The organism is Streptomyces krungchingensis (assembly GCF_054729265.1).
This window is the reverse complement of record NZ_JBPUKY010000001.1, coordinates 8263828-8289123: the sequence shown is the minus strand read 5'-3', so window position 1 is coordinate 8289123 and position 25296 is coordinate 8263828. Positions and strand designations below refer to the sequence as shown.

Genomic DNA, 25296 nt, shown 5'->3' with positions numbered 1-25296 from the left:
AGGTGAGTCCAGGGGTGGGCGGCGCGGGCTGGTTACCCTTCGGGCATGACCACTCCGGACTTCGCCACGTACATCGCGGGGCTGCCCCGCATCCTCGCCGGGGCAGCCGCCCTGTTCCGCGACGCCGAGGGGCGGGTGCTGCTCGTCGAACCGAACTACCGGGAGGGCTGGGCCCTGCCGGGCGGCACCGTCGAGTCCGACGACGGGGAGACCCCGCGGCAGGGCGCCCGCCGGGAGACCGCCGAGGAGATCGGTCTGGACGTCGGCCTGGGCCGGCTGCTCGCGGTCGACTGGGTGCACGGGACGGCGCGGCCCCCGCTGGTGGCCTATCTGTACGACGGCGGCGTCCTCGACGAGAGCGCGCTCGAGTCGATCCGTCTCCAGGAGGAGGAACTGCTGTCCTGGCGCCTGGTGCCGCGCGAGGAACTGGCGGACCATCTGCCGGGCGCCCTGGGCCGACGGGTCCTGGCCGCCCTGGACGTCCTGGCCGACGGCGGGGGCACGGCGGAGCTGGAGAACGGCCACCGGGTGGGCTGACCGCCGGCCTTCGGTGCCCGGCCTCACCCCGGCCGTGGCAGCTGCCTGTCTCACGGTGGAGTCGCCGTCCGGAGAGTGCACCTCTTGTGGCGTCAGATGCTCCCGCATCAATCTGACATGACCGGATCGACGACGTCAGGCCGACCCGCGAGAGGGGCCCGAAGGTGCCCTCGAACGGCTGCACCTGGGGGCCAACTGGGGCTGGTGGTCCGAAAATTGAGCCATCAGAACGCACGAGTTAGACCAATCTATGGAAAAAGGGGCGCGTTTCGCCGGGGCGCACCCCATGACCGGTCGCTCAGGGTCCAACCTCGCACTCGGATTCGGGACATCACCCGAACCTGATGAGGCAAGGAGCACCCTGATGAGTCCTGAGTACAGGACGACTTCGCTTCTCGGGCCGCTGGCGCGAGACAGATTCAAGAAGGCCGGAATGGTGGCCTCCCTCGCTCTGGTCCTGGCGACCGGCGTGGTGAGCCCCGCCGCCGCTTCGGCACGGGCCGTGAACGACCACGCCACTGCGATGAGCCGCTTCGGCGGCGACAAGTGCGACGAGTCGAAGCCCAGCAAGGCGAAGTCCGCCCTGCCGTACGGCGAAGACGGCAAGGGCGACGGCAAGGACAAGTGCAAGGGCGCGACGGGTGCGACCGGCGCGACCGGCGCGACCGGCGCGACGGGCAACACGGGCGCGACCGGCGGAACCGGCGCCACGGGCGAGACGGGCGCGACCGGCGGAACCGGCGCCACCGGCGAGACGGGCGCCACCGGCGGAACCGGCGCCACCGGCGAGACGGGCGCCACCGGCGGAACCGGCGCCACCGGCGACACGGGCGCCACCGGCGGAACCGGCGCCACGGGCAACACCGGCGGAACCGGCGCCACGGGCAACACCGGCGGGACGGGTGCCACCGGCGGCACGGGAGCGACGGGGCCGTGCTCCGACATCGACTCCGCCCAGGGCCAGGGCAACTTCGAGCTCCGGGCCGCGCTGACCGGCGGAATCTTCTACGCGGGCATTCGTGACCCTGCATCGACGGGGAATATCCGCTGGACCGACCTCAGCGTCAACGACGGGTACCCCCAGGGTGGTACGGACAGCCAGGGCCGTCCCATCGGCTTCCCCTGTGGGGCCGCGGTCTCCGAGCACCAGACGTCTGAAGGCGTCAAGTTCGAGACCATCACGGACACGGGACGGGTCTACGAGATCACGTGTGACGAGAGCGGTGGCAACCCGCAGGCCCTGGAGTGCGAAGACGCGACCTGGTCCCAGGTGACCTTCCAGCCGGTCGCCGGCGCCAACGACGGCGGGGCCCCGGCTGGGTGATCTGTAGATAGAGCGCAAAAGGGGTGTCCGACGGGCAGACCGCCGGACACCCCTTGCGACTTTCGCGGCCTGTACCCACAAGAGGACGCAGTGGCGGCAGAGCGACTGCCCCTTCACAACAAACCCGCCCCGGAACACCGAGTCCTGGGGCGGGCCGCAGTCTCATTCGGGCGTGGCGGCTAGCGCTTGTCCCTGCGTACGAGCAGGGACACGGTCATCCCCGTCACCGGCTGAGTCGCGGACAGTTTGTACTGGCTCTGCAGAACGCTCGCCTGCACCGGGTTGATGGCCATGAAGGGGAATTCGGTGCCCTGCGTCAGCAGCCAGATGCGAGGCTCGCCCTTGAGGCACTGGACCGGGGCGGAGCACTCGACCGCGTAGAGGTCGTTGATCTCGGTGGGGGTCTTGGCCAGGAAGACGTCACGCAACTTCAGGTCGCGGGGCAGGTAGTACTGGACCCCGCCGTCGAGCTTCCAGGTGTTCGCGCGGTCGTAGGCGACCGCGTCTCCGGACTGGTACTGCCGCTTGATGACGTCGGCCGCCGCCGCGTAGTCGAGGGTCACAGGGGCGTCATGCTCGAACGGTCCCCGCATCTGCTTCTGGTCGGACAGGGTGAGGACGGCCAGCGCCACGACGAGGGCCGCGGTGGCTTTCGGGGAGCGGGAGGCCGCGGCGAGGCCGGCGCCGGCGAGGAGCGCCCAGGCCGGGAGGGTGAAGAGGACGTAGACGTTGCGGAAGTAAGAGACCTCTCCGTGTGAGGCGAGCCAGACGATGACGGGGGGCAGAAGGGCCCAGGTACCGCACAGGAACAGAGGAGCCTTGCGCGGCGAGCGGGCCAGCAGGGCAAGGGCGATCAGCGCTCCGGCCCCCAGGGCGGAGGCGAAGACGTCACGCACCATGGAGAGCAGTGCCCACGCGTCGGGCTCCGGGACCCAGTACAGCTGGCGATGGGCCTGGGATCGGCCGAGCAGGAAGACCGGGGTGACACAGCCGGCGGCGACCAGGAGGGCGAGGGCGGACTTCCACCACAGGGAGCGGTTCCGTCGCGCCTGGGTCACGAGTACGCAGGCATGGGCGACCACGACGGAGAGTGCGATCAGGTGGAGGAGTCCGACGACGGCCAGCGTGAGTGAGTAGGCGACCCATCGCCAGGGGCTGCGAGGGTTGTCCAGCGCGCGGAGCAGCAGGAGCGTCGCCAGGGAGACCATGAAAATCACCAGAGCGTAGCTCCGGGCCTCCTGGCCATAGCGGCTCACGGCCGGCACGATCGCGAAGAGAATTCCGGCGAGAATTCCGGCACGGTACCCGAAGAGCCGGTTTCCGATGAGACTCAGGACGGACGCGGCTCCGGCCACGGCCAAGACGGTGGGGAGCCTCAGGGAAATGACGGAATCCCCGAAGAGCCCGACCCACAGATGCATCAGCAGATAATACGTGCCGTGCACGGCGTCGACATTCTGGAGAGTGTCGAGGATCTGGCCGGCGCCGCGGTTCACCATATCCTGGGTGACCAGTTCGTCGCGACCCAGCAGAGAGTCGGCCATACCGTGGCCGACCACGGCGAACGTGAGGGCGAACGGCCAGAGCCACAGCCCCGCCCGGCGGCTTCTGGACTCGGTGACTTCGCCGCTCTGGTCCTCTTCGCGCGGAAGGGGGAGCGGCGCGGTGATTACCATGAGAATCTCCCATGCCCGACAGCAGGAACTGCTCCCTTATACAGAGGCACGGGCGGCCGGGATGAAAGGCAGGTCGAGCCACCACCTGTATGGCCGCCAAACTTCCGATTACGGTCCTTGCATGGGGTTTCATGATTCACTAAAGTCACCGACTGATCCTTTTCATCACAGAAAAGAAAAAGTCATGAAAACGGTCTGCCTCAATATGATCGTCAAGAATGAGGCGCATGTGATCCGGCGCTGCCTCGAATCCGTGCGCCCCCTTGTCGACTCCTGGGTGATCCTCGACACGGGCTCGACCGACGGCACCCAGGACGTCATCCGCGAAGCCCTCGCCGACCTGCCCGGGGCGCTGTACGAGAGCCCTTGGAAGGGCTTCGACCTGAGCCGCAGCGAGGCGATCGGTCTGGCACGGGACCGCGCGGACTATCTCCTGTTCATCGACGCCGACGACGTGATGGAGACCGTTCCCGGCTTCACGATGCCGGAACTGTCCCACGACTGCTACGACTTCGAGGTACGCCACGGTTCCCTCGTCCACTGGCGGGCGACGATGGTGTCGACTCGCCTCCCCTGGCGGTACGTGGGGGTGCTGCACGAGTACCTGGAGTGCGACACCCGCTTCGACCGGGCGACCTTCGAAGGCGCGCGCATGGTCATCATGGGCGGCGGCGGGCGCCTCCAGGGCAGCCAGCGGGAGAAGTACCTCCGGGATGCCGCGGTCCTCAAGGGCGGGCTCGCCAAGGAGCCGGACAACACCCGGTACCAGTTCTACCTGGCCCAGAGCTGGCGCGACGCAGGTGAACCCGCCAAGGCGCTCGCCGCGTACGACCGGCGCGCCGGCATGGGCGGCTTCGCCGAAGAGGCGTTCTGCGCCCGGCTCTACGCGGCCCGGCTCGCGGTGGATCTCAAGCGCCGGTGGCCCGAGCTCATCTCCCGCTTCCTGGAGGCCCACGAGTCCCGGCCCACGCGGGTCGAACCGCTCGGCGAACTCGCGCGCCTGTGCCGCGTGAAGGGAGAGCGCTGGCCGCTCGCGTACACGTTCGCACGACGTGCGGTCGAGATCCCGCAGCCGCAGGACATCCTGTTCGTCGAGCACGGTTGGTACGAGTGGCGGTCGCTGGACGAGCTGGCGGTCTCGTCGTACTGGATGGGCGAGTACCGCGAATCGCTGGAGTGCTGCGAGAAGCTGCTGGACGGTGGGAAGCTGCCCGAGGAGCATCGTCCGCGCATCGTCGCGAACCGTGACTTCGCCCTGGGGAAACTGCGCTTGGGCGCCGGCCCAGGCGCACGGACACTCGTCGGTGGATGAAGTTCGTTCCGTGCGGGGCGGAACGATATCCGTTCGCCCCGCTCCCCGGCCCGCCCTACCCTCGGTCCCATGAACAGGCCCCTGGTCGCCATTCTGAGCGGCGCCGGTATCAGCACGGACTCCGGAATCCCCGACTATCGCGGTCCCCAGGGGCTGTGGCGGCGCGATCCCGAGGCCGAGAAGCTCGTCACGTACGAGTACTACATGGGTGATCCGGAGATCCGGCGCCGCTCGTGGCAGATGCGGCGTGGGAACCAGGCGCTGGAGGCCGAGCCGAACGCGGCGCACCGGGCGGTGGCCGAGCTGGAGCGGTCCGGGGTGCCGGTGCGGGTGATCACGCAGAACGTGGACGGACTGCACCAGCTGGCGGGCATGCCGGCGCGCAAGGTGCTCGAACTGCACGGCACCGCGCGGGCCGTGGTGTGCACCGAGTGCCACGCGCGGGCGCCGATGGAGGACGCCCTCGCGCGCGTCGAGGCCGGGGAGGACGACCCGCCGTGCCTGGAGTGCGGCGGCATCCTCAAGTCGGCGACCGTCATGTTCGGCGAGCGCCTCGACCCGGTCGTCCTCGGCGAGGCGGTCGCGATCACCAAGGCCTGTCAGGTGTTCATCGCGGTCGGGAGCAGCCTCCAGGTGCAGCCGGCCGCCGGGCTCGCGGGGGTCGCCGCCGATCACGGCGCGCGGCTGATCATCGTGAACGCCGAGCCGACGCCGTACGACGACCTCGCCGACGAGGTCGTGCGGGAACCGATCGGCACGGCGCTGCCCGAGCTGCTGCGGGGGCTGGGGAGCTGAAGCAGGCGGCAGGGGTGTCGCTCAGTCCCGCCGATCCGCGCGACACCCCCGGCCGGCCCTCAGAAGAGGGCTCCTCCGCTCTCGAAGTCGAGCAGACGCTTCTTGCGGTCCAGGCCGCCTCCGTATCCGGTGAGGCTGCCGTCGGCGCCGACGACACGGTGGCAGGGCACGATGATGCCGATGGGGTTCTTGCCGTTGGCGAGGCCCACCGCGCGGGAGGCCCCGGGACTGCCGAGGGCGTCGGCGAGGTCGCCGTACGAGCGGGTCTCGCCGTAGGGGATGCGGCGCAGCTGGTCCCACACGCTGCACTGGAACGGCGTTCCCCGCAGGCTCAGTTCGAGGGTGAACTCCTTCAACTCCCCCTTGAAGTAGGCCTCCAGCTGGTCGGCCGCCTCGTCGAAGAGCGAGTCGTCGCGGTCGCCGAAGGTCTCGTCCGGCGGACGGTGGCGCTGGCCGACCATGTAGAGGTTGGACAGGACACCGTCCGTGGCGACGAGGGTCAGGGGCCCGTACGGGCTGTCGAGCAGGGTGTGCCGTTTCGCTGTCATCTCGCGCAAGGTCCTTGGTCGTCGGTCCTCGATCCGGTGGTCACACGGGGAGGAAGTTGATCGGGTGGCCGTCCGTCGCCCACAGGTACTGGACGGCGTACGCCCGCCACGGCCGCCAGGCCGCCGCGCGAGCGGTGAGCGCCGCGGGCGTGGAGGGCAGGCCGAGTTCCTGTGCGGCGCGGCGGATGCCGAGGTCGGTGGGCAGGAACGCGTCGGGGTCGCCGAGTGCCCGCATCGCGATGACGTCGACCGTCCAGGGGCCGAACCCCGGCAGGGCGAGCAGCCGGGCCCGGCTCTCCTCCCAGTCGCTCTCGACGCCCAAGTGGAGTGTCTTGTCGGCGAGTTGGGTCACCAGCGTGGTGAAGGTGGTCCGCCGAGTGCGGGGCATGGCCAGCGACTCGGGGTCGACGGCGGCGAGCGCGTCGGGCGCCGGGAAGAGATGGGTGAGCCCGCCCTCCGGGTCGTCGACGGGATCGCCGTGCGCGGTGACCAGGCGGGCCGCGTGGGTGCGGGCGGCGGCCGTGGAGACCTGCTGGCCCAGCACGGCGCGTACGGCGAACTCCGCCTCGTCGACCGTGCGCGGCACCCGCCGGCCGGGCGCCTTGTCGACGAGCGGGGCGAGCAGCGGGTCGGCGCGCAGCCGGTCGTCGACGGCCACCGGGTCGGCGTCGAGGTCGAGCATGCGGCGGCAACGGCTGATCGCGACGGGCAGGTCGCGCAGGTCGCTGAGGGTGAGGCGGCACGCGATGTGGTCCGGCATCGGCGTCAGCGCGGTGATCCCGTGTCCGTACGGGAGCCGAAGGGTCCGCCGGTACGCCCCGTCGCGCCACTCCTCCACGCCGGGTACGGCGGTCGCGGCGAGGTGGCCGAAGAGGTTGTCGGGGTTGAGCGGGGCGCGGAAGGGGAGCCGGAGGCTGAGCACGCCCGGTGTGGCGCCGGCACCGTTCTTCGGCCGGCGGGCGCGCAGTTCGCTCGGGGAGAGCGCGAAGACCTCGCGCACGGTGTCGTTGAAGGTACGGATCGACGAGAAGCCGGCCGCGAAGGCGATCTCCGCCATCGGCAGGGGTGTGGTCTCGATGAGCAGCCGCGCGGTCTGGGCGCGCTGGGCCCGCGCGAGGGCGAGGGGTCCGGCGCCCAGCTCGGCGAGGAGTTGCCGTTCGATCTGGCGGGTGCTGTAGCCGAGCCGGCCGGCGAGGCCGGGGACGCCCTCGCGGTCGACGACGCCGTCACCGATCAGGCGCACCGCGCGGGCGACGACGTCGGCGCGCTGGTTCCACGCGGGAGAGCCGGGGCTGGTGTCGGGCCGGCATCGCTTGCAGGCGCGGAAGCCGGCCTGCTGGCAGGCGGCGGCGCTCGGGTAGAAGGTCATGTTCTGCGGCTTCGGCGGTACGGCCGGGCAGCTGGGCCGGCAGTAGATCCGCGTCGTCAGCACCGCGGTGAAGAACCATCCGTCGAAACGCGCGTCCTTCGACTGGACGGCACGCACGCAGCGCTCGATGTCGGTGTGCATTCCGTTCCGCATGTCTCCAGCATCGGGCACCGGCGAAGGCGGGGCTGGCGAAAAAGCGACATGTACGTCGGCCTGCCTGCGGGCCCCCGGACCGCTCCGCTCAGCGGCGCCACGCGGACGCACGCAGGAGCCGTAGCCCGTTGAGTCCGACCAGCACGGTGGAACCCTCGTGACCTGCGACGCCGAGCGGCAGCGGCAGGTCTCCGAGTAGGTCCCACAGGACCAGGACGGTGATGAACGCACCGGCGCGGTCTGGGGCTGGTCGTCGGTGAGCGCAGGGGCCGTTCGGTGGTCTACGCACTGCACGACCACCACGTCGCCGAACTCCTCGACCAGGCGGTCTATCACGTCGAACACCTGCGGCTCGGCCTCAGCGACACGGCCGAGTGACGTCCCGCCGGGCGGGACACGGGCGGGGTCAGCGGGCCGCTTCGCCCTGAGCCACCTCGACCTCGTGGTGGAAGGCGAGCACCCCGGCCGCCGAGGCTCCGGCCGACACGCAGGCGCAGGCGACCACGAGCAGGGCCAGCCAGGAGGCGGTGCGGGAGCGGCGCCGGGGAGCGGCGAGGAGGGCGGCGACGCGCCGGGGCACCGGCCCCGTGGTGGCCGCGGGGGCGAAGTCGGGGCGGTCCGAGCGGGCCGCCTGCGTGGCCAGCGCGGCCCGGGCGATGGCGCGCGCGGTCAGCTTCCGGTCCCCCACCACGGCGGCCGCGGCCTCGTCGGCGGCGCGCTCCGCGGCGAGCGCGACGGCCGCACGGACCGGGCGCAGACCTGGGTGGCAGTGCGCGGCGAGCTCGGCCGCGAGGAGGAAGCGGTGGTGACCGTAGTTGTTGTGGGCGCGTTCGTGGGCGAAGAGCGCCTCGCGTTCGCGGGGGGCGAGGCTGCGGAGCATCGCGGTGGTGACGACGATGCGGTGCGGGCGGCCCGGCAGGGCGTAGGCGTCCGGGTGCGGTGAGTCGATGACGCACAGGTCGCCCGCGGCGGGGCGGCGGTCGGCCTGGGTCCGGGCCACCCGGAAGGCACGGAGCTGGCGCGCGGCGGAGCGGGCGAGGGTCCAGGCGCCGACGGTGAGCACGCCGGTGGCGCCCGCGGCGGCGGGCAGGACGACCAGGTCGGAGGCGGTGCGCAGCGGATGGACGAGTTCGCCGAGGGTCGCGAGGACCGGCACCTCGAGCAGGCCGTTGAGGACGAGGGCGCCGAGCGCCGCCACGGACGCGCCGGCCAGCACGAGGACCGCGCAGGTCAGCGTCCACAGCGCGGTCACCGGCGCGAGCCGGTCGAGACAGCGGCGGGCGAGCGGCGGCAGCGCGAAGGGCAGCAGCAGCGGGAGGAAGAGCAGGGCCGTCATCGCCCACCCGATTCCGGCCGGCCGTCCCCGCCGCGCTCCGCCGGACCGAGCTCGGCCGTCCCCGGCGAGCCGTCGGACTCCAGCAGGTCGCGCAGGAGGCGTTCGTCGTCGGGGCTGAGCTGGGCGACGAACCGGGCCAGGGCGGTCCCCCGGTCGTCGTCCCGGTCCAGTTCGGTGTGCATGCGCCGGGCGGTCAGGCCGTGCGGGTCCTGGACGGGGAAGTACGCGTAGCCGCGGCCCTGCCGCTCACGGCCGACGATTCCCTTCTCGTGCAGCCGGGACAGGATCGTCGTCACCGTCGTCCGGGCGAGGCCGGAGTCCAGCTCCTCCTGGACGCGCCCGGGTGTCAGGGGCGCGCCCGCGGCCCAGAGGGCGGCCAGCACGCCGGCCTCCAGCTCGCCCGCCGGCCGGCGTTCGTCCTTCGCACTGCTCATGGGCACGATCCTCATCCCGTCATCGTCTACAGTCCAGTAGACCATCTACGGAATTGTAGTCACCGAGGTGCGCCTCGATGCTCCGACGGTACGCGCCCGTCGCGCGTGAGCGGTCGTGCACGGACGGTCGGCCCCGTGGCCGGCCCGGTCCTGCGGTGGCTCACAGGACCCGGCGTCGCACCAGTACGCCCAGCGCCATGAGGCCCGGGAGCAGGGGCAGCCAGGTGGTGAGCAGCCGGTAGCCGAGGACGGTCGAGGCCGCCGCGCTGCCGGACGCCCCCGCGAGGGTCAGCGCCAGGGCGAGGGCGGCGTCCAGCGAACCGAGGCCGCCGGGAGTGGGCAGCAGGACCGCGGCGCCGCTCGCGGCGAGGTAGGCCAGGGCCACCTCCGCCGGGGGCAACGGCAGGCCGACGGACTGGGCCACGGCGACGACGACGGCCGCGTGCAGCCCGGCGAACGCCAGCGAGCCGCCCCACAGCGCGGCCGCCCGTCCGGGGACCTCGTGCACCGCGCGGACGTCCGCGAGCACCGCCCGCAGGGCGCGCCGCAGAAGCCCCGAGAGGGCGATCACGGCGGTGGCGAGCACCACGACGGTCACGGCCCACGCCGTCGGGGAGACACGCGGAAGGCGCAGGGCGCCGGGGCAGGCGGGCGCCAGTGCGGCGATCAGCAGGGCACGGGCCACGGCGCCGGCGGTCGCCTTGACGGCGAGCGCGGTCGCCGACCTGGGCACCGGCAGCCCGCACCGGTTCAGGAAGCGGAAGTTGACCGCCCCGGATCCCAGTCCCGCGGGCAGCAGATGGTTGGCGGCACAGGCCGCGAACTGGACCGCCACCAGACGCCCGGTGGGCAGCGGCCGGACCACGGCGCCCTGCTGGGCGAGGGCTGAACATGCCCAGGTCGCCAGGGTCGCCGCGGCCGCCACGAGCAGCCAGCCGCGGTCGGCGTGGGCGAGCCGGCCCGCCGCGGTCTCGATCACCGGCCAGTGGCGCCAGGCCAGACAGCCGGTGCCGAGCAGGACGGCCAGCGCGACCCCGGCCTGCCAAGGCGTCCCGCGGCCCAGGGCGGTCGGGACGGTGCCGGGTGGAGAACTCATGAGTCCCGGCCTCCCGGTCCGGTGGGGGCGAGGTAGGCGTGCAGGACGCCGACGCGATGGCGTTCCCAGGTCCGGGCGAACGCGGGCGGTCGCCCGCGCCGGGAGGTCAGCACCGCGACCGGCCGGGTCCGTCCGGTCCGCGCGAGGGCCTGCCCGGTCGTGTTCGCGTTGTGCCCCGAGGTCGCGGCGGACGCGCACCCGGCGAGGAAGGCGATCGGGACGGCGTCCCGGCCGGTCACGACGCACGGCGGCCGTACCCCCAGCTCGCGCAGGCCGGCGGCGGCGCGGGACCAGTCGCGACGGGAGTCCGAGTTGTCGCGGACGGTGTCGTCCAGCACGGCGTACTGGACCGCCACGTGGCCGGCGAGGCCGAGCACGACCGCGGTCACGGCCGCGGGGCGCCACGCGCCGTGCGCGACGGTGACGAGACGGACGAGGGCGTCGGCGACCGGGAGGGAGAGGAGCGCGTAGGCGGGGAGCAGGAAGCGCGGGGCGGCGTAGCCGATCATGAACAGATACGGGAACGCGGCCGTCGCGGCGCAGGCCAGCGGGACCAGCGTGCGCGCCGCGCGCCGGGCCCTGACCGCGGTCACGAGACCTGCCACGGCCAGCGGGGGCAGCGCGAACCACCACACCGTCACGGCGGTGTCGGGCATCGCGCCGGTGCAGGGACGGCACAGGATGCGTCCGCCCAGGCTGCGCATCTGGTCGGCGACGGCGATGTTCCAGCCCAGGCCGCCCTGGATGCGGGAGCCGTCGGCGAGCCTCTGGCCGAGGCCCCCGTAGCCGATGTACGCCTCGACGATCCACTCGGCCGCTCCGGCCACCAGGCCCGTGACCAGCGCGACGGGCAGCCAGGGCCGTCCTCGGCGCAGCTCCACGGCCGCGAGGACGAGCAGCGGGAGGGTCGCCCAGACCGCGTCGGTGGGCCGCATCCACGCCATGAGCGCGGCGCCCAGCCCCACGCCCCACAGCGCCGCCCGGTCCCGGGGGACGGCACGTGCCCGCAGGAAGCAGGCGACGCACAGCAGGGCTCCGACCGCGACCCAGTAGTTGGGCATGGCCTGCGGGCCGTAGAAGAGCGTCACCCACAGGCTCGCGAACAGGGCGCCGGCCAGGGCGAGCAGCCGCGCCGGGAACAGGTGCCGCCAGGCGCACAGCGCCACGAAGAGACCGAGCCCCGACAGCAGGGCCAGACACACGCGCAGGAGTGCCGTGGACGACGACCAGGAGGCGACGGGGGCGACGAGCAGGGGGACGCCGCGGGCGCGGGGTGCGCTGAAGAACGCCGCCGGCGCGTGCCCGCTGACCTGGCTGACGTAGACCGTCTCGTCCCAGCCGAGCCCCATGCCGGGCCCCACCAGCAGCAGTTGGGCCAGGGTGAAGGCGACGGCCACGAGGGCGATCCCGCGGCGTCCGCCGGAGTGCCGGTCGGTCGGGTGGCCCGACGGCGGACCGGCCGCCCTTCCGGCACCGGCGAGCGGCATGTCCGCGGTCCTGACCATCGTCCACCCTCCAGCCCTACAAGCTGTAGGGTTCCCTCGTCCCACGCGACGCGGGAAAGGGGTCAAATCCGTGAAATCATGGACAAATTACCGCGCCCTTCAGGGCCTCGCAGTCCGGGAACGGCATCCGGGGCGAGCGCCTCCACCCGCCCGGTCCCCCCCGTCCCACCCGAGGCCCGGACCGGCCTCCGCTCCCCCTACGCGCTGTAAGGTGGCGACCATGGCCGGCACGAGCCCCCACGGCAGAGCGGACCGGCGCGGCGCCGGCGAGTTGGAGAGCGCCGTGCTCGCCACCCTCTGGGCCACCGACGACGCCCTGACGCCCGCCGAGATCCAGGGCGAGATCGGCGGCGGTCTCGCCTACAACACCGTGCACACCATCCTCAAGCGCCTGTACGACAAGGGGTTGGTGCTCCGAGACGTCGACGGGCGGCGCGGCGCCTACCGGCCCACGAAGGACGCGGCCGAGATGACCGCCGACGCCATGCACGAGGCGCTCGACCGCGGCCCCGATCCGATCGCCGCCCTCCGGCACTTCGTCACCGGGCTGAGCCCGCGGGAGGAAGCGGCCCTGCGCGTGCTGCTCGACGGGGACGAGCCGTGAGGACCGGCGTCCGCGCCGCGGACGTCTTCCTCGCTCGTTCCCCCTCCACCGCGTGACCGGTTCGTCGCGTCAGCGGCCGGCGGCCGGACGCCGTGGGATGCCGTGGGATGCCGTCACGGACACCGCCGGACCCTCGGCGGCTACTTCTCCTCGGAGGGGACCTGTGCCGCGAAGGCCCGGTAGGCGGACTCGTCGAAGAGGACGAAGGTGACCTCCTCGACGTCCGTCGGGGTGGCCCGGACCGTCTCCACGGCGATCCTGGCGGCGTCGTCCATCGGCCACCCGTAGATGCCGGCGGACACGGCCGGGAAGGCGACCGTGCGCGCGCCGAGTTCGTCGGCGACGCGCAGGGACTCGCGGTAGCAGGACGCGAGCAGCGCCGAGCGGTCGTCCTCGCGGCTGTACACCGGTCCCACGGTGTGGATCACCCAGCGCGCGTCGAGTTCACCGGCCGTGGTGGCGACGGCCCGGCCGGTGGGCAGGCCCTTGCCGTACTGCGAGGCGCGCAGTTTGCGGCAGTCGTCGAGGATGGCGGGGCCGCCGCGGCGGTGGATGGCTCCGTCCACGCCTCCGCCGCCGAGCAGCGAGGAGTTCGCCGCGTTGACGACGGCGTCGACGCTCTGCCGGGTGATGTCGCCCTGGACCAGCTTGATCGCGGTCATGCCTGTCTGAGTCTCCTCCACACGGCCTTCGCCGCGTTGTGCCCCGACATGCCGTGGACGCCCGGGCCCGGTGGGGTGGCGGACGAACAGATGAAGACGGCCGGGTGGGGGGTGCTGTAAGGGAACAGGGACAGTCTGGGGCGCAGCAGGAGCTGAAGCCCGGAGGCGGCGCCGCAGGCGATGTCACCGCCCACGTAGTTCGCGTTGCGGGTGGCCAGCTCCGGCGGGCCCGCTGTCGCGCGGGCGAGCACACGGTCGCGGAAGCCCGGCGCGAAACGCTCCAGCTGCCGCTCGATCGCGTCCGTGAGGTCACCGCTCCAGCCGTTCGGCACGTGCCCGTACGCCCAGAAGACCTGCTTGCCCTCGGGCGCGCGGGTGGGGTCGGCGACGCCGGGCTGCACGGTGATGAGGAAGGGTGTGTCCGGTGCCCGGTCCTCCCGGGAGGCCGCGTGCAGCGCACCGGCGATCTCCGCACGACTGCCACCGACCTGCACGGTACCGGCGGCGCGCGCCTCCTTCGCGGTCCAGGGCACGGGTCCGTCCAGCGCGTAGTCGATCTTGAACACGCTCGCCCCGTACCGGTAGTGCTCGTAGAACCGGCCGAGTCCGGCGATGCGGGCCAGGGCGGTGGGCGAGGTGTCGAAGACGTACGCGCGGGCGGGCGGCAGGTCGTCGAGGCGCTTGACCTCGTAGTCGGTGTGGACGGTGCCGCCGAGGTCCTTGAGGTACGCGGCGAGCGCGTCGGAGATGGACTGCGAGCCGCCGCGCGCGACCGGCCAGCCCCGGGCGTGCGCGGCCAGCGCGAAGACGAGGCCGACGGCACCGGTGGCGAAGCCGCCGAGCGGGGCGATGACATGGGCGACGAGGCCCGCGAACAGTGCCTGGGCCCGCTCGTCGCGGAAGCGGCGCATCAGCCAGGTCGAGGGCGGCAGCCCCGTGAGGCCGAAGCGGGCGAGGGTGACCGGGTCCCGGGGCAGCGCGGTCAGCGGCAGCGACATGAAGTCGTGGGCCAGCGTGTCCCACTTGGTGAGGAAGGGCGCGACCAGCCGGCGGTACGCCCCGGCGTCGCGGGGGCCGAACGACGCGGCCGTCTCGGCGACGGACCGCGACAGCACCGCCGCCGTGCCGTCCGTGAAGGGGTGCGCCATGGGCAGCTCGGCGTGCAGCCACTCCAGGCCGTACCGCTCCAGGGGCATCGCTCGGAACGCGGGCGAATTGATGCCCAGCGGGTGCGCCGCCGAGCAGGGGTCGTGGCGGAAGCCGGGCAGGGTCAGCTCTTCGGTCCGCGCTCCCCCGCCCACGGTGTCCCGGGCCTCGAAGACGGCCACGGAGAAGCCGCGGCGGGCCAGCTCCACGGCAGCGGTCAGTCCGTTCGGTCCCGCACCCACCACGACGGCATCGAGCATCGACGGCACCTTCGGACTCCTTTGTCAGCCGATGGCCACTGGGGATCAGGATATGCCGCAGGACCGACAGCCTTGGCGGCGCGGGGGGTTGGGAGGGGACACCTCCCGACGTGCGCGGGGCGGCACACGCCCCCAGGGGCTCGGCGGAGGCACCGGCGATCTCCCCGAGCCCCACCGGCAGCGCCCTGGTCCCGGCGCCGTCAGCCCCCTGCCCCGGTCGCGCTCGTCCAGCACCCGGACCAGGCCCGGACCAGGCTTGGCGGAACCTGGGTGTGTCCGGGGCAGGGCCGCTTCCTTTCGGGGGCCCCTCCCCCATCGGGTTCGGGACAGCCGCGCGCGACGGACTCCGCACGGGCGGTGGTGCCCGCACCGTGCCCAGGGTGCGACGGCGGACGCCGAGGGCTGCGCCCCGGCAGGCGCTGGGGGCCGGGCCGCTCCGGGAGGGCGGACGCCGACCCGGGCTGCGGCGGGCCTCGGTGTGGACCGGGCGGGCCGAGCACATCGACGGCGACGAACGGGCCGGCCGCCGGGCGGGCCCCGGTGTCACCCGCGGCCGAGCTGGTCGACGGCGGGCGCGAGTCACCCCGCGCTGGTCGACGGCGGGCGCGAGTCACCCCACAGGCCGACCTCACCGGCAACCATGGCCGGTGCCGTGACCGGGCGTAACCCCAGCCGGCCGAGCGCACCGGGCCCCGCGGGGCGGGCTGGCCACCGGGCAGGCCTCGGTGTCACCCCGGAAAGCCGAGCTCACCGCCCTTCGGGGCGGGGCGCCGCGGCCGGGAGGGGCCGAGTCGGCGTCGGGTCGGGCTCACGCCGACAGCAGGGCCACCACGCGGCGGGCCGTGGCCTCGTCCCGGGCCGCGGTGAACGGCAGCGCGTTGCCCCCCGTCACGCGGAACGGCTCGCCCGTGAGCGTCAGGTGGGCGCCGCCCGCCTCCTCGACGAGGAGCAGGCCCGCGGCGTGGTCCCACGCCGCCTCCCAGGAGAACGCGACCGCGTCCGACTCCCCCCGTGCCACGGCCAGATACTCGAGGCCGGCCGAGCCGCAGGGGCGCGTTACGACTCCTTCGGTACGCAGGCCGGTCAGCGCGCGCTTCTGGTCGTCCGTGGTGTAGTCCGGGTGGGAGGTGGCGACGTCCAGGTCGCGGCCGGGCACCGGCGAGCCGGAGCGCAGGCGCACGCCGTCGAGGAAGGCGCCCCGGCCGCGTATCGCGACGGCGAACTCGTCGCGCGCGGGGGCGTACGTCCAGGAGGCGAGCACGACTCCGTCCCGGGCCAGCGCGACGAGCGTGCAGAAGCCGGGATCGCCGTGCACGAACTGACGGGTGCCGTCGACGGGGTCGACGATCCAGACCGGCGCGGAGCCCTGTAGCGCCTCGTAGGTGGCGGGGTCGGCGTGCACCGCTTCCTCGCCGACGACGACCGAGCCGGGCAGCAGTGCGGTGAGCACACCGGTCAGATACTGCTCGGCCTTGCGGTCGGCGTCCGTCACCAGGTCGTGCGGGCCGGACTTCTGGTCGATCTCGTGCGCTCCGAGCTGCCGGAAGCGGGGCATGATCTCGGCCGCCGCCGCCTCGCGGACCGCTTCTTCGACGTCGGAGCTGCGCCGGGCGAGAAACTCGTCGATGGTTTCGATGTCTTCGATCATGGCTCCATGAGAGCACGCGCCGCTGACAATCCCGGCATGCCCGGTGCACTCCGGGTGGAATCCGGATGAATTCCGAGGGCCCCGCTCTCAGCGTCCGACCGCGTACCCCTGCATCCCGCGCGGATTCGCCGCGGCCGACAGCACGCCCGTCTCCGGGTCCCGCGCGACCGCGCACAGACGTCCCTCCGACCACGCCTCCCCGACCTGGACGTCGTGCCCGCGACGCCGCAGCTCGTCGACGACCGCCTCGTCCGTGCGGGACTCGACCGTGAGGCTGCCGGGGTGCATGCCGCGCGGGTAGAAGGAGCCGGGGAAGCTGTCGTTGTGCCAGTTCGGGGCGTCGATCGCGCCCTGGAGGTCGAGCCCGCCGCGTACGGCGGAGCGCAGCGCCACGGCCAGGAAGAAGTGCGTCTGCCACTGGTCCTGCTGGTCTCCGCCCGGTGTGCCGAACGCCATGACCGGGACGCCGTCGCGCAGGGCGAGCGACGGGGTGAGCGTGGTGCGGGGACGGCGGCCCGGCGTGAGGGAGTTGGGCAGTCCCTCCTCCAGCCAGGCCATCTGGAGCCGTGTGCCGAGCGGGAAGCCCAGTTCGGGCACGACGGGGTTGGACTGGAGCCAGCCGCCGCTGGGCGTGGCGGCGACCATGTTGCCCCAGCGGTCGACGACGTCGAGGTGGCAGGTGTCGCCCCGGGTGCCGCCGTCGGCCGCGACCTCGGGTTCCGGGGCCGTGCGGGCCGGCCGTGCCACGGTGGGTTCGCCCGCGCCGGGCGCCGCGAGCGCGTCGAAGCCGGGTTCCCACGGAGCGGGCACGCGCGCGTGCCGGCTCAGCCGCGGGGCACGCCCTCCGGGGCTGCCCGGACGCAGCTCGTACGACGCCTTGTCGCCGACGAGCGCCCGCCGCTCGGCGTTGTACGACTCGGAGAGCAGCTCGTCGAGCGGTACGTCGTCGGCGTCCCCGTACCAGGCCTCCCGGTCGGCCATGGCGAGCTTGCAGCCCTCGACGAGCAGGTGGACGTACTCGGCGGAGCCGTACGCGGGCAGTTCGGGCGGCAGCAGGGCCAGCTGCTGCAGCAGGACCGGGCCCTGGCTCCAGGGGCCCGCCTTGCACAGGGTCCAGCCGCGCCAGTCGTAGGTCGCGGGCGGTTCGTAGCCGGCGGACCAGCCCGCGAGGTCCTCGGCCGTCAGGGTGCCGGTGTGCCGCTCGCCGCTGGTGTCCAGGGTGGGGCGGCGGGCCTGGCGCACCAGGGCCTCGGCGATGAAGCCGGAGCGCCAGATCCTGCGCGCGGCCTCGATCTGTTCCACCCGGCCGGTCTCCTCGGAGATCTCGGCGAGGAGCCGGCGCCAGGTCGCGGCCAGGGCGGGGTTGCGGAACAGCTCGCCGGGTCGGGGCGCCCTGCCGTCCGGCAGGTACACCTCGGCCGAGGTCGTCCACTCCGTCTCGAACAGCTCGCGCACCGTCTCGACGGTCTCGCCGACGCGTTCCACGGGCGCGTGGCCGTCCTCGGCGTATCCGATGGCGTAGGCGAGGACGTCGGCGAGCGGCTTGGTGCCGTGGTCGCGGAGCAGGAGCATCCAGGCGTCGAAGGCGCCCGGCACGGCGGCGGCGAGCGGCCCGGTGCCGGGGACGAGGTCCAGCCCGAGCCCTCTGTAGTGGGCGACCGTCGCACCCGCGGGCGCGACGCCCTGGCCGCACAGCACCCGCACCTCGCCGCCGGCCGGGGCGAGGATGATCGGGACCTCGCCCGCGGGTCCGTTGAGGTGGGGTTCGACGACGTGCAGGACGAAGCCCGCGGCGACGGCGGCGTCGTACGCGTTGCCGCCGTCCTCCAGGACCGCCATCGCGGACTGCGAGGCGAGCCAGTGGGTCGAGGACACCATGCCGAAGGTGCCCTGGAGCGTCGGTCGGGTCGTGAACATGCCTGCCACCTCGCTGTGCCGAGCGATCAACCTCGCCCCCGACTATGGCACTTGCCGCGGCCCGGGCGGCAGGGTGGCCCGCCCGGAGCGGACGGACGCCTTCCGGGACGTCCCACGGAGCGGACCCGCCGGTCCGGAAGAACCCGGAATGATCGGAATCATTCGTCACCGGCCGTCGTTGCTCCTCGTGGAACTGAACGGAGGCGGATCGGTGCACGGTGAGTACAAGGTCCCCGGCGGCAAGCTCGTCGTGGTGGATCTGGACGTCGAGGGCGGGGTGCTGCGCCACGCGCGCGTGGCGGGCGACTTCTTCCTCGAACCGGACGAGGCGCTGGACGCCGTCGATCACGCGCTGGAGGGTGCGCCGGCCGACACCGACGCGGCGGGTCTCGCCGCCCGTATCGACGCCGCGCTGCCCGAGGGCACGGTCATGTACGGCCTGACATCGGAAGGCATCGGGATCGCGGTGCGCCGGGCGCTGGCGCACGCCGCCGACTGGACGGACTACGACTGGCAGTTGATCCACGAGGGGCCGCAGTCCCCGGCCCTGCACATGGCACTGGACGAGGTGCTGACCACGGAGGTGGCCGCGGGCCGGCGTGCGCCGACACTGCGGGTGTGGGAGTGGGGCGCCCCGTCCGTGATCATCGGCAGTTTCCAGTCCCTGCGCAACGAGGTCGACCCGGAGGGCGCCGCCCGGCACGGCATCGAGGTGGTCCGCCGCATCTCCGGCGGCGGCGCGATGTTCGTGGAGCCGGGCAACACCATCACGTACTCGCTCTCGGTGCCGGAGGCCCTGGTCCAGGGCCTGTCGTTCCAGGACAGCTACGCGTATCTCGACGACTGGGTGCTGGGCGCGCTCGCTGACATGGGGATCAAGGCCTGGTACCAGCCGTTGAACGACATCGCGACGGATCAGGGGAAGATCGCGGGCGCCGCGCAGAAGCGGGTCGTCGGGCCCGGCGGGGGTCCGGGCGCCGTGCTGCACCACGTGACCATGTCGTACGACATCGACGCCGACAAGATGCTCGAAGTGCTGCGCATCGGGCGGGAGAAGCTCTCCGACAAGGGGACGAAGAGCGCGAAGAAGCGGGTCGACCCGCTGCGCCGGCAGACGGGACTGGCGCGCGAGGCGGTCATCGAGCGGATGATCGACTCGTTCCGCGGGCGGTACGGGCTGGTGGACGGCAAGGTGACGCCGGAGGAGCTGGCGCGGGCGCGGGAGCTGGCCCGCTCGAAGTTCGGCGCCCCGGAATGGACCGCTCGGGTGCCGTGACCGGTGCCGCGCGCGGCTCCTGCCGCCAGGGGTTTTCGTTCGGATCGGGTCGGATCGGGCCGCGGTGTCCGGTGCGGTGCATCGCACGGCGGAGGATCACTCGCGTACTGGGCGTACTCGGGTGGTCCGACAACGCGGCGAGGTGCCGTGCCGGGCGTCGCGGACCCGGGCTGATCCAAACGACCCCCTAGGTGGCCGGTGCCCAGGCCGTCGTGCCCAGGGTGTTCTCCGGGCCGATGTCGAGGGGGTCCGGCAGGCGTACGGTCGTGGTGCTGCGCCCCGCGGCCGGGGCGACCCGCAGATAGGTGCCGTCCTCCGCGGCCATCCGCCAGTACAGGCCCGCCCGCGCACCCTCGCCGGGACCGAGCGTGAGCGCCTCGGGGCCCGGATCCTCGGGCGCCATGGCCACCTGGTCGGTGCCCTCCACGGTCCGCACGCCGGGGATCGGGTCGCCCTCCGCGCCGAGGACCCGGACGGCCGGGTACCCCTTCAACTCGTACGGCTTCTTGCCGCAGTTGGTGAGCGTGATGGTCATGGCGCGCAAGCCCATGGCCGCGTCGACGGGGCCGGTGCCGACGCGCAGGCCGGACGGCGGGCAGCCGCGGTCCTGCTGGACCGGGACGGCAGGTGACGCCTTCGGCCCTCCGGGGACGGCGGGTGACGTCTCGGAGACCGCGGGGGCGGACGGCTGGACGGCGCGGGTCCGTGTGGCGGTGGGGGTGGGTTTCCGTGCGGGGTTCTGCTCCCGGTCCAGCTCCGCGGAGAGCCCGCAGCCGCTCAGGGTGAGCGTCAGCAGACAGGCGAGAGCGGCGGGACGGATTCGCTTCCGGCGTGTCGCGATCACGGACCGATGATCGCACGAGGCCGCCTCGACGGACGCCCTCACTCCGTGTGCCCACGTGCCGTGACGAGGCCCGACTCGTAGGCGAAGACGACCAGTTGGGCGCGGTCGCGGGCCCCCAGCTTCGTCATCGCGCGGCTGATGTGGGTCTTGGCCGTCAGCGGACTGATCACCATGTGCGCGGCGATCTCCTCGTTGGTCAGGCCGCGCGCGGCGAGCGCGGTGACCTCGCGCTCGCGACGGGTGAGGCATTCGAGTCCCGGCGCGGTGGCCCGGTCGGGGGGACGGGCCACGAACTCCCCGATCAGCGTCCGGGTCACGGACGGGGACAGCAGCGCCTCGCCGAGCGCGACGACCTCGATGGCCTGGAGCAGATCGGCCGGTTCGGTGTCCTTGAGCAGAAACCCGCTGGCGCCGGCCCGCAGCGCCTCGAAGACGTACTCGTCCAGGCCGTAGTTGGTGAGGATGACGACGCGTACGCCGGACAGTGCGGGGTCGGCCGCGATACGGCGGGTCGCCTCGATGCCCGTCATCACGGGCATCTGCACGTCGACGAGGGCGATGTCGGGGATCTGCGCGCGGACGAGCGCGAGCCCCTGCTCGCCGTCGGCGGCCTCGCCCACCACCTCGATGCCGTCCTCCGCCTCCAGCAGGGCGCGGAAGCCGGCGCGCATGAGGGCCTGGTCGTCGACGAGCGCCACCCGGATCACGGGGCGTCCCCGGGCGGGCACAGCGGGAGGGCGGCCCGGACCGAGAAGCCGCCCTCGGTGCGCGGGGCGGCGTGCAGGGTGCCGCCCAGGGCCTGGACACGCTCGCGCATTCCGGTCAGTCCGATGCCGGGGACGGGTGCGCAGGAGGGCCGTGCGGTGCCGTCGTCGTCGACGCGGATCGTCAACTCCTGCTGCGCGTAGTCGAGTTCGACCAGGACCTTGGCGGGTCCCGCGTGCCGGGCGGCGTTGGTGAGGGCCTCCTGCACGATGCGGTACGCGGCGCGGTCCACGGTCGCCGTCAGGGGCCGTTCCTCGCCGGTCACCCGGAGGTCGACGGCGAGGCCCGCGGCGCGCGCCCGCTCCACGAGCACAGCCGGTGTGCCGGTCGGCTCGTCGGTGCGCAACACCTCCAGGGTGGAGCGCAGTTCACGCATCGCCTCGCCGCTCGCCTCCTGGATGGCGAGCAGCGCGGGCGGTATCTCCTCGCCGCGTTTGCGGGCGAGGTGCACGGCCACCCCGGCCTGGAGCTTGACGATCGAGATGCTGTGCGTGAGCGAGTCGTGCAACTCCCTCGCGATGCGGAGCCGTTCCTCGCCGGCGCGCCGCAGGGCCGCCTCCTCGCGGGTGCGTTCGGCCTCCAGGGCGCGCTGCTCCGTCTGCCGCAGGTACGCCTGCCAGTTCCGGTCGGCGAGGCCGGTGACCAGGGCGCAGAGGAACCAGCCGGTGAGCAGCGTCGTCCGCTCCACCAGTTCCTGGGTCGTGGGGCCCGCGGTCGCGAAGCCCGCGAGGAACACGACGCTCGCCAGCGCGGCCACGCCGCGGCGTCCGGCTCGTGCCGCCGTGTGGACGGCGCTCAGCACCGGGAGCGCGGACAGCGAGCCGGGATGGGCGTGCACGACGTACGCGGTGGTGGTGACCGTGGTGATCGCCAGCACGGCACGCGGGGTGCTGCGGTACGCGGCGAGGGCCAGTGAGCCGAGGGCGACGAGGGCGAAGTCGACGGGGGTCGTGTCGGCGTCGAAGGCGGCCGCGGTCAGCACGAGCGCGCCGACGACGACCGCGAGGGCCGTGTCGGCCAGGCGCCTGCGGGTGGCCCGGTCGAGCTGCATGGACGGCACTTTATGCGGCGGGGACGACACCCGCGTCAGCCCTGTGGAGGGCGCCCGGAGTACTCCCGGCGGAGTAGGCCGGGCGTTTCCCGGGCCCGGTGGAGCAGCCCGCAGTGCCTCCGGGCGTACGACGCCCCCGGGGCCCCGTCCGGGCGAGGGTTCTCACGGCACGGCACATGGCATCCGGCGCCGCCGGAGGTGCCGCCCCGACCCGACCCAGGAGGCATGACATGCCGCTCTCCAGCCCCTTCCGGTACACCACCCCACCGCCGCCCGACGCGGCGACGGGGCGGACCGCCGAGGTCTACGCCCAGCTCTCCGACGACTTCGGCATCGCGCGTCCGCCGACCTTCGTGGTCCTCTCCTCCGCACCCGAACTGATGGCCGCCTCTTGGGCGTTGATGCGCGAGTCGCTCGTCGCGGGCGCCGGCGGACGGGCGGAGAAGGAGCTCGCGGCACTCGGGGTGTCCCAGGCGAACCGCTGCCCGTTCTGTGTGGACGCGCACACGATGCTGCTGCACGCCACCGGCGACCACGCGCTCGCGGAGTCGGTGGCCCGCGGCGACACGCCCGCCGACGCGGAGCACGCGCGTGTGCTGGCCTGGGGCCGGGCGACCCGGACCCCCGGCGCGCCGGAGCTGAGGCCGTACCCCTTCCCCGCGGCGCACGCCCCCGCGTTCATCGGCACCGTGCTCTCCTTCCACTTCATCAACCGGATCGTGTCGGCGCTGCTGACGGAGAACCTGCTGCCGGGCAACATGCAGCGGTTCCGGGCGGTGCGGAGTCTGGCGGGACGCTCGGTCTCCCGGACGGTGCGCCGTCGCCCGGCCCCGGGCGCGGGGACGACGCTGCTCGACACCACGGACCCCGGTCCCGGCTGGGCGCTCGGCACCTCCGTCGGTCCCGCCTACGCCGCACTGCGCGACGCCGCCCTCCAGGGCGCGGGACTGCTCGACGAGGCCGACCGGCTGCTCGTGCGGGACGTGGTCGGGCGGTGGGACGGCACGCACCCGCCGCTCGCGTGGGACGCCCTTCCGGACCGGTCCCGCCCCGGGGCACGTCTCGCGCTGCTGGCCGCCCTCGCTCCGTACCGGATCACGGACGAGGACGTGACGGCGTGGCGCGGACCGGAACATTCCGACCATTGTCTGGTGCATCTCGTCGCGTACGGCGCGTTCGCCGCCGTCGACCGCATCGAGAGCGCCCTGCCCGTGCGCCGGGTCCGGGAGGCATCGTGACCGCGATCGCCAACTCCGTGCAGGCGGAGGCCTGGAACGGCCCGGTCGGGGCGCACTGGGCCGCCCATCAGGAGCGGTACGACACGATGGTCTCCGGTGTGAACGAGGCGCTGTTCGCGGGCGCGGACATCGCGGCGGGCGACCGCGTCCTGGACGTGGGCTGCGGCGCCGGGGCGACCACGCGGATCGCGGCACGGCTCGCCGCGACCGGGCACGCGGTCGGGGTGGACATCTCGGCGCCGCTGCTCGCCAGGGCTCGGGAGATCACCGCGGCAGAGGGCGTCCCGAACGCCGCGTACGAGCTCGCCGACGCGCAGGTCCACCCCTTCCCGCCCGCCGGGTACGACGTGCTGATCAGCCGGGGCGGTGTGATGTTCTTCGCGGATCACGCGGCCGCGTTCCGGAATCTGGCGCGGGCGTTGCGGCCCGGCGGGCGGCTCGCGTTCGTCTGCCCGCGACCGGCGGGTCCGGACGTGGAGGAGTCGCGGGCCCTCGGCCTCTTCGCGAGCCTTCTGGAAGGAGCCGCACGGGCCGCCGGACAGCGTTCCGGTGCGAGCGAGGGGACGGACCCGGCCGCGGAAGCCGCTGCCCGCACCGGGACGGACGCCGCTCCGGCCCCGGAAGACAGGAGGACCTGTGCGGCCCGGCAGTCCGCCCGCTCCGCGATGACCGCGATGTCCTCGCTGTCCGACCCGGCACGGATCCGCGAGGCGCTGAGCGTGTACGAGGACGTGGCGGTGACGCCGGTCGACACGGAGACGGTGTGGGGACGCGACGCCCCGGACGCGGTGCGCTTCCTGCTGTCCCGCACGCCGGGGCAGTCGATCGCGCCCGGCACCCGTGCCGCGCTGGAGGACACCCTGCGCCCGTACGAGACGGCCCGCGGCGTCCGGCTCCGGGCGGCTGTGTGGCTCGTGACCGGACGAAGGAGCGCGCGAGGGAGCGTCTGACGGACCGTGAGCCGGTGTCCCGCTGTCACCGCACGGGCAGGGTGTCCCCGCTGTCACCGCACAGGCACGGAGCGAGTTGGCACTTCCGCCCCACAGGGACTCGTGTGACACTGGCGTCCCGTCCGCAGTGCGGACCTGCTCCGCACCGTCCCCCACGAGAAGTGAGCCGTGCGTTCTCTTCCTCTGCCGCTCGCCCTCACCGCGCGTCTGCTGCCGGTGGCCGTGCTCGCCTCGGCGGGCTGGGCCCTGACGTCCGGGCCGTTCGCCGCGGCCCCCACCGCGGATCACAAATCGTCCCAGAAGAAGACCAGTACGGCGTCCGCGCCGTCGACGTCGGCGGCCACCAAGACGTTCACGGCGTCGCCCGCGCCGTGCGGAAGCGTGCCGACGGCCACGCTCAAGTCCCTGGTGCCGGGCGCCAAGACGGCAGGCCAGGAGATCCCGTCGACGGACAAATCGGTACGCCGCACCTGCTCCTGGAACGCCCTGAAGGGGTTCGACTACCGCTGGCTCGACGTCTCGTACGAGATCAAGGAGTCGGACCAAGCGGCACAGAAGTCGTACGACGGGCGCATCGCGGACAAGAGCGGCGGAGGGGCGGTTCCCGGGCTCGGCGACTCGGCGTACTCCGTCGTGAACCTGACCACCGAGGACAAGCAGCAGACGCGTGAGGGGGTGGTGATCGTCCGCGCGTCGAACGCGGTGGTGATCATCACCTACAACGGCAGCGACTTCGAGACGAAGAAGGCGCCCGGCACCGACGAGATCAACAAGGGCGCCATCAAGGCGGCCAAGGCGGCGGTGGCCGCGCTGGAGGACGGCCAGAAGGGCTGACCGTCCTCCGAAGGGC

22 protein-coding genes and 2 pseudogenes are annotated in these 25296 nt (G+C 73.3%); 10 read left to right on the top strand and 14 right to left on the bottom strand.

Annotated elements, in window-relative coordinates:
* Positions 1-45 precede the first annotated feature (45 nt).
* On the top strand, positions 46-537 hold the full coding sequence (locus tag ACSYGO_RS36095) for an NUDIX domain-containing protein (protein ID WP_426680921.1): 492 nt from the start codon (positions 46-48) through the stop codon (positions 535-537).
* 364 nt (positions 538-901) lie between these two features.
* Positions 902-1861 (top strand): hypothetical protein, encoded by a 960-nt coding sequence (locus ACSYGO_RS36090; RefSeq protein WP_460389134.1) that lies wholly within the window; start codon positions 902-904, stop codon positions 1859-1861.
* 179 nt (positions 1862-2040) lie between these two features.
* On the opposite strand, the gene ACSYGO_RS36085 is transcribed toward ACSYGO_RS36090, so the two are convergent.
* Positions 2041-3537, bottom strand: coding sequence for a glycosyltransferase family 39 protein (locus tag ACSYGO_RS36085; protein ID WP_460389133.1), 1497 nt, complete (start codon positions 3535-3537; stop codon positions 2041-2043).
* A 205-nt stretch (positions 3538-3742) separates the two neighbouring features.
* On the opposite strand from ACSYGO_RS36085, the gene ACSYGO_RS36080 reads away from it, so the two are divergent.
* Both ACSYGO_RS36080 and ACSYGO_RS36075 read left to right on the top strand, forming a co-directional pair.
* Positions 3743-4849 carry a tetratricopeptide repeat protein gene (locus ACSYGO_RS36080; protein ID WP_432175012.1) on the top strand — a complete coding sequence of 369 codons (1107 nt, stop codon included), beginning with the start codon at positions 3743-3745 and terminating at the stop codon, positions 4847-4849.
* Positions 4850-4918: 69 nt separating this feature from the next.
* The gene (locus tag ACSYGO_RS36075) at positions 4919-5644 is read left to right on the top strand and encodes an SIR2 family NAD-dependent protein deacylase (protein WP_432175011.1); all 726 of its coding nucleotides are present in this window, start codon (positions 4919-4921) and stop codon (positions 5642-5644) included.
* 59 nt (positions 5645-5703) lie between these two features.
* On the opposite strand, the gene ACSYGO_RS36070 is transcribed toward ACSYGO_RS36075, so the two are convergent.
* Positions 5704-6192: a methylated-DNA--[protein]-cysteine S-methyltransferase gene (locus ACSYGO_RS36070; protein ID WP_426681948.1), complete on the bottom strand. Its 489-nt coding sequence runs from the start codon at positions 6190-6192 to the stop codon at positions 5704-5706.
* Positions 6193-6232: 40 nt separating this feature from the next.
* Positions 6233-7714: an AlkA N-terminal domain-containing protein gene (locus ACSYGO_RS36065; protein ID WP_460389130.1), complete on the bottom strand. Its 1482-nt coding sequence runs from the start codon at positions 7712-7714 to the stop codon at positions 6233-6235.
* 234 nt (positions 7715-7948) lie between these two features.
* Between ACSYGO_RS36065 and ACSYGO_RS36060 the strand changes: the two are divergent.
* A pseudogene (locus ACSYGO_RS36060) lies at positions 7949-8092 on the top strand (transcriptional regulator); the annotation flags it as partial.
* Positions 8093-8120: 28 nt separating this feature from the next.
* Here the strand turns inward: ACSYGO_RS36060 and ACSYGO_RS36055 are convergent.
* The 4 genes and pseudogenes from ACSYGO_RS36055 to ACSYGO_RS36040 form a co-directional block, all read right to left on the bottom strand.
* The gene (locus ACSYGO_RS36055; RefSeq protein WP_460389129.1) at positions 8121-9050 is read right to left on the bottom strand and encodes a M48 family metalloprotease; all 930 of its coding nucleotides are present in this window, start codon (positions 9048-9050) and stop codon (positions 8121-8123) included.
* 71 nt (positions 9051-9121) lie between these two features.
* A pseudogene (locus ACSYGO_RS36050) lies at positions 9122-9484 on the bottom strand (BlaI/MecI/CopY family transcriptional regulator); the annotation flags it as partial.
* A gap of 160 nt (positions 9485-9644) precedes the next feature.
* Positions 9645-10580, bottom strand: coding sequence for a lysylphosphatidylglycerol synthase domain-containing protein (locus ACSYGO_RS36045; RefSeq protein WP_426681951.1), 936 nt, complete (start codon positions 10578-10580; stop codon positions 9645-9647).
* Positions 10577-12085 (bottom strand): hypothetical protein, encoded by a 1509-nt coding sequence (locus ACSYGO_RS36040; RefSeq protein ID WP_426681952.1) that lies wholly within the window; start codon positions 12083-12085, stop codon positions 10577-10579. Before ACSYGO_RS36040 ends, ACSYGO_RS36045 begins: the two co-directional genes overlap by 4 nt.
* A 220-nt stretch (positions 12086-12305) precedes the next feature.
* Between ACSYGO_RS36040 and ACSYGO_RS36035 the strand changes: the two genes are divergently transcribed.
* Positions 12306-12689 carry a BlaI/MecI/CopY family transcriptional regulator gene (locus ACSYGO_RS36035; protein WP_426681953.1) on the top strand — a complete coding sequence of 128 codons (384 nt, stop codon included), beginning with the start codon at positions 12306-12308 and terminating at the stop codon, positions 12687-12689.
* Between the two features lie 140 nt (positions 12690-12829).
* On the opposite strand, the gene ACSYGO_RS36030 is transcribed toward ACSYGO_RS36035, so the two are convergent.
* From ACSYGO_RS36030 to ACSYGO_RS36015, 4 genes are all read right to left on the bottom strand, one after another.
* Positions 12830-13351 (bottom strand): O-acetyl-ADP-ribose deacetylase, encoded by a 522-nt coding sequence (locus tag ACSYGO_RS36030; RefSeq protein WP_426681954.1) that lies wholly within the window; start codon positions 13349-13351, stop codon positions 12830-12832.
* Positions 13348-14757, bottom strand: coding sequence for a phytoene desaturase family protein (locus ACSYGO_RS36025; protein ID WP_426681955.1), 1410 nt, complete (start codon positions 14755-14757; stop codon positions 13348-13350). Before ACSYGO_RS36025 ends, ACSYGO_RS36030 begins: the two co-directional genes overlap by 4 nt.
* An 808-nt stretch (positions 14758-15565) precedes the next feature.
* Positions 15566-16405, bottom strand: a complete 840-nt coding sequence (locus ACSYGO_RS36020; protein WP_460389126.1) for an inositol monophosphatase family protein — start codon at positions 16403-16405, stop codon at positions 15566-15568.
* An 87-nt stretch (positions 16406-16492) separates the two neighbouring features.
* Positions 16493-18322 carry a gamma-glutamyltransferase family protein gene (locus ACSYGO_RS36015; RefSeq protein ID WP_460389125.1) on the bottom strand — a complete coding sequence of 610 codons (1830 nt, stop codon included), beginning with the start codon at positions 18320-18322 and terminating at the stop codon, positions 16493-16495.
* 211 nt (positions 18323-18533) lie between these two features.
* Between ACSYGO_RS36015 and ACSYGO_RS36010 the strand changes: the two genes are divergently transcribed.
* Entirely contained in the window at positions 18534-19598 is a 1065-nt protein-coding gene (locus ACSYGO_RS36010) for a lipoate--protein ligase family protein (RefSeq protein ID WP_426682012.1), read from the top strand.
* A 187-nt stretch (positions 19599-19785) separates the two neighbouring features.
* On the opposite strand, the gene ACSYGO_RS36005 is transcribed toward ACSYGO_RS36010, so the two are convergent.
* The 3 genes from ACSYGO_RS36005 to ACSYGO_RS35995 are packed head-to-tail and all read right to left on the bottom strand — an operon-like array spanning position 19786 to position 22258.
* Positions 19786-20442: a DUF4232 domain-containing protein gene (locus ACSYGO_RS36005; protein WP_426681958.1), complete on the bottom strand. Its 657-nt coding sequence runs from the start codon at positions 20440-20442 to the stop codon at positions 19786-19788.
* Between the two features lie 38 nt (positions 20443-20480).
* Complete coding sequence (locus tag ACSYGO_RS36000; protein ID WP_359495104.1) at positions 20481-21149, bottom strand: response regulator transcription factor; 669 nt, start codon at positions 21147-21149, stop codon at positions 20481-20483.
* Positions 21146-22258 carry a sensor histidine kinase gene (locus ACSYGO_RS35995; RefSeq protein WP_432188367.1) on the bottom strand — a complete coding sequence of 371 codons (1113 nt, stop codon included), beginning with the start codon at positions 22256-22258 and terminating at the stop codon, positions 21146-21148. Before ACSYGO_RS35995 ends, ACSYGO_RS36000 begins: the two co-directional genes overlap by 4 nt.
* Before the next feature lie 230 nt (positions 22259-22488).
* Here ACSYGO_RS35995 and ACSYGO_RS35990 point away from each other — a divergent pair, with 230 nt between their 5' ends.
* The 3 genes from ACSYGO_RS35990 to ACSYGO_RS35980 all read left to right on the top strand — a co-directional run bounded on the left by ACSYGO_RS35990 (position 22489) and on the right by ACSYGO_RS35980 (position 25280).
* A complete protein-coding gene (locus ACSYGO_RS35990) occupies positions 22489-23496 on the top strand; it encodes a carboxymuconolactone decarboxylase family protein (RefSeq protein ID WP_426681960.1) in 1008 nt (335 codons plus the stop codon).
* Entirely contained in the window at positions 23493-24446 is a 954-nt protein-coding gene (locus tag ACSYGO_RS35985) for a class I SAM-dependent methyltransferase (protein WP_432174999.1), read from the top strand. Before ACSYGO_RS35990 ends, ACSYGO_RS35985 begins: the two co-directional genes overlap by 4 nt.
* Before the next feature lie 168 nt (positions 24447-24614).
* Positions 24615-25280 carry a hypothetical protein gene (locus ACSYGO_RS35980; RefSeq protein WP_426681962.1) on the top strand — a complete coding sequence of 222 codons (666 nt, stop codon included), beginning with the start codon at positions 24615-24617 and terminating at the stop codon, positions 25278-25280.
* The last annotated feature ends 16 nt before the right edge of the window (positions 25281-25296 follow it).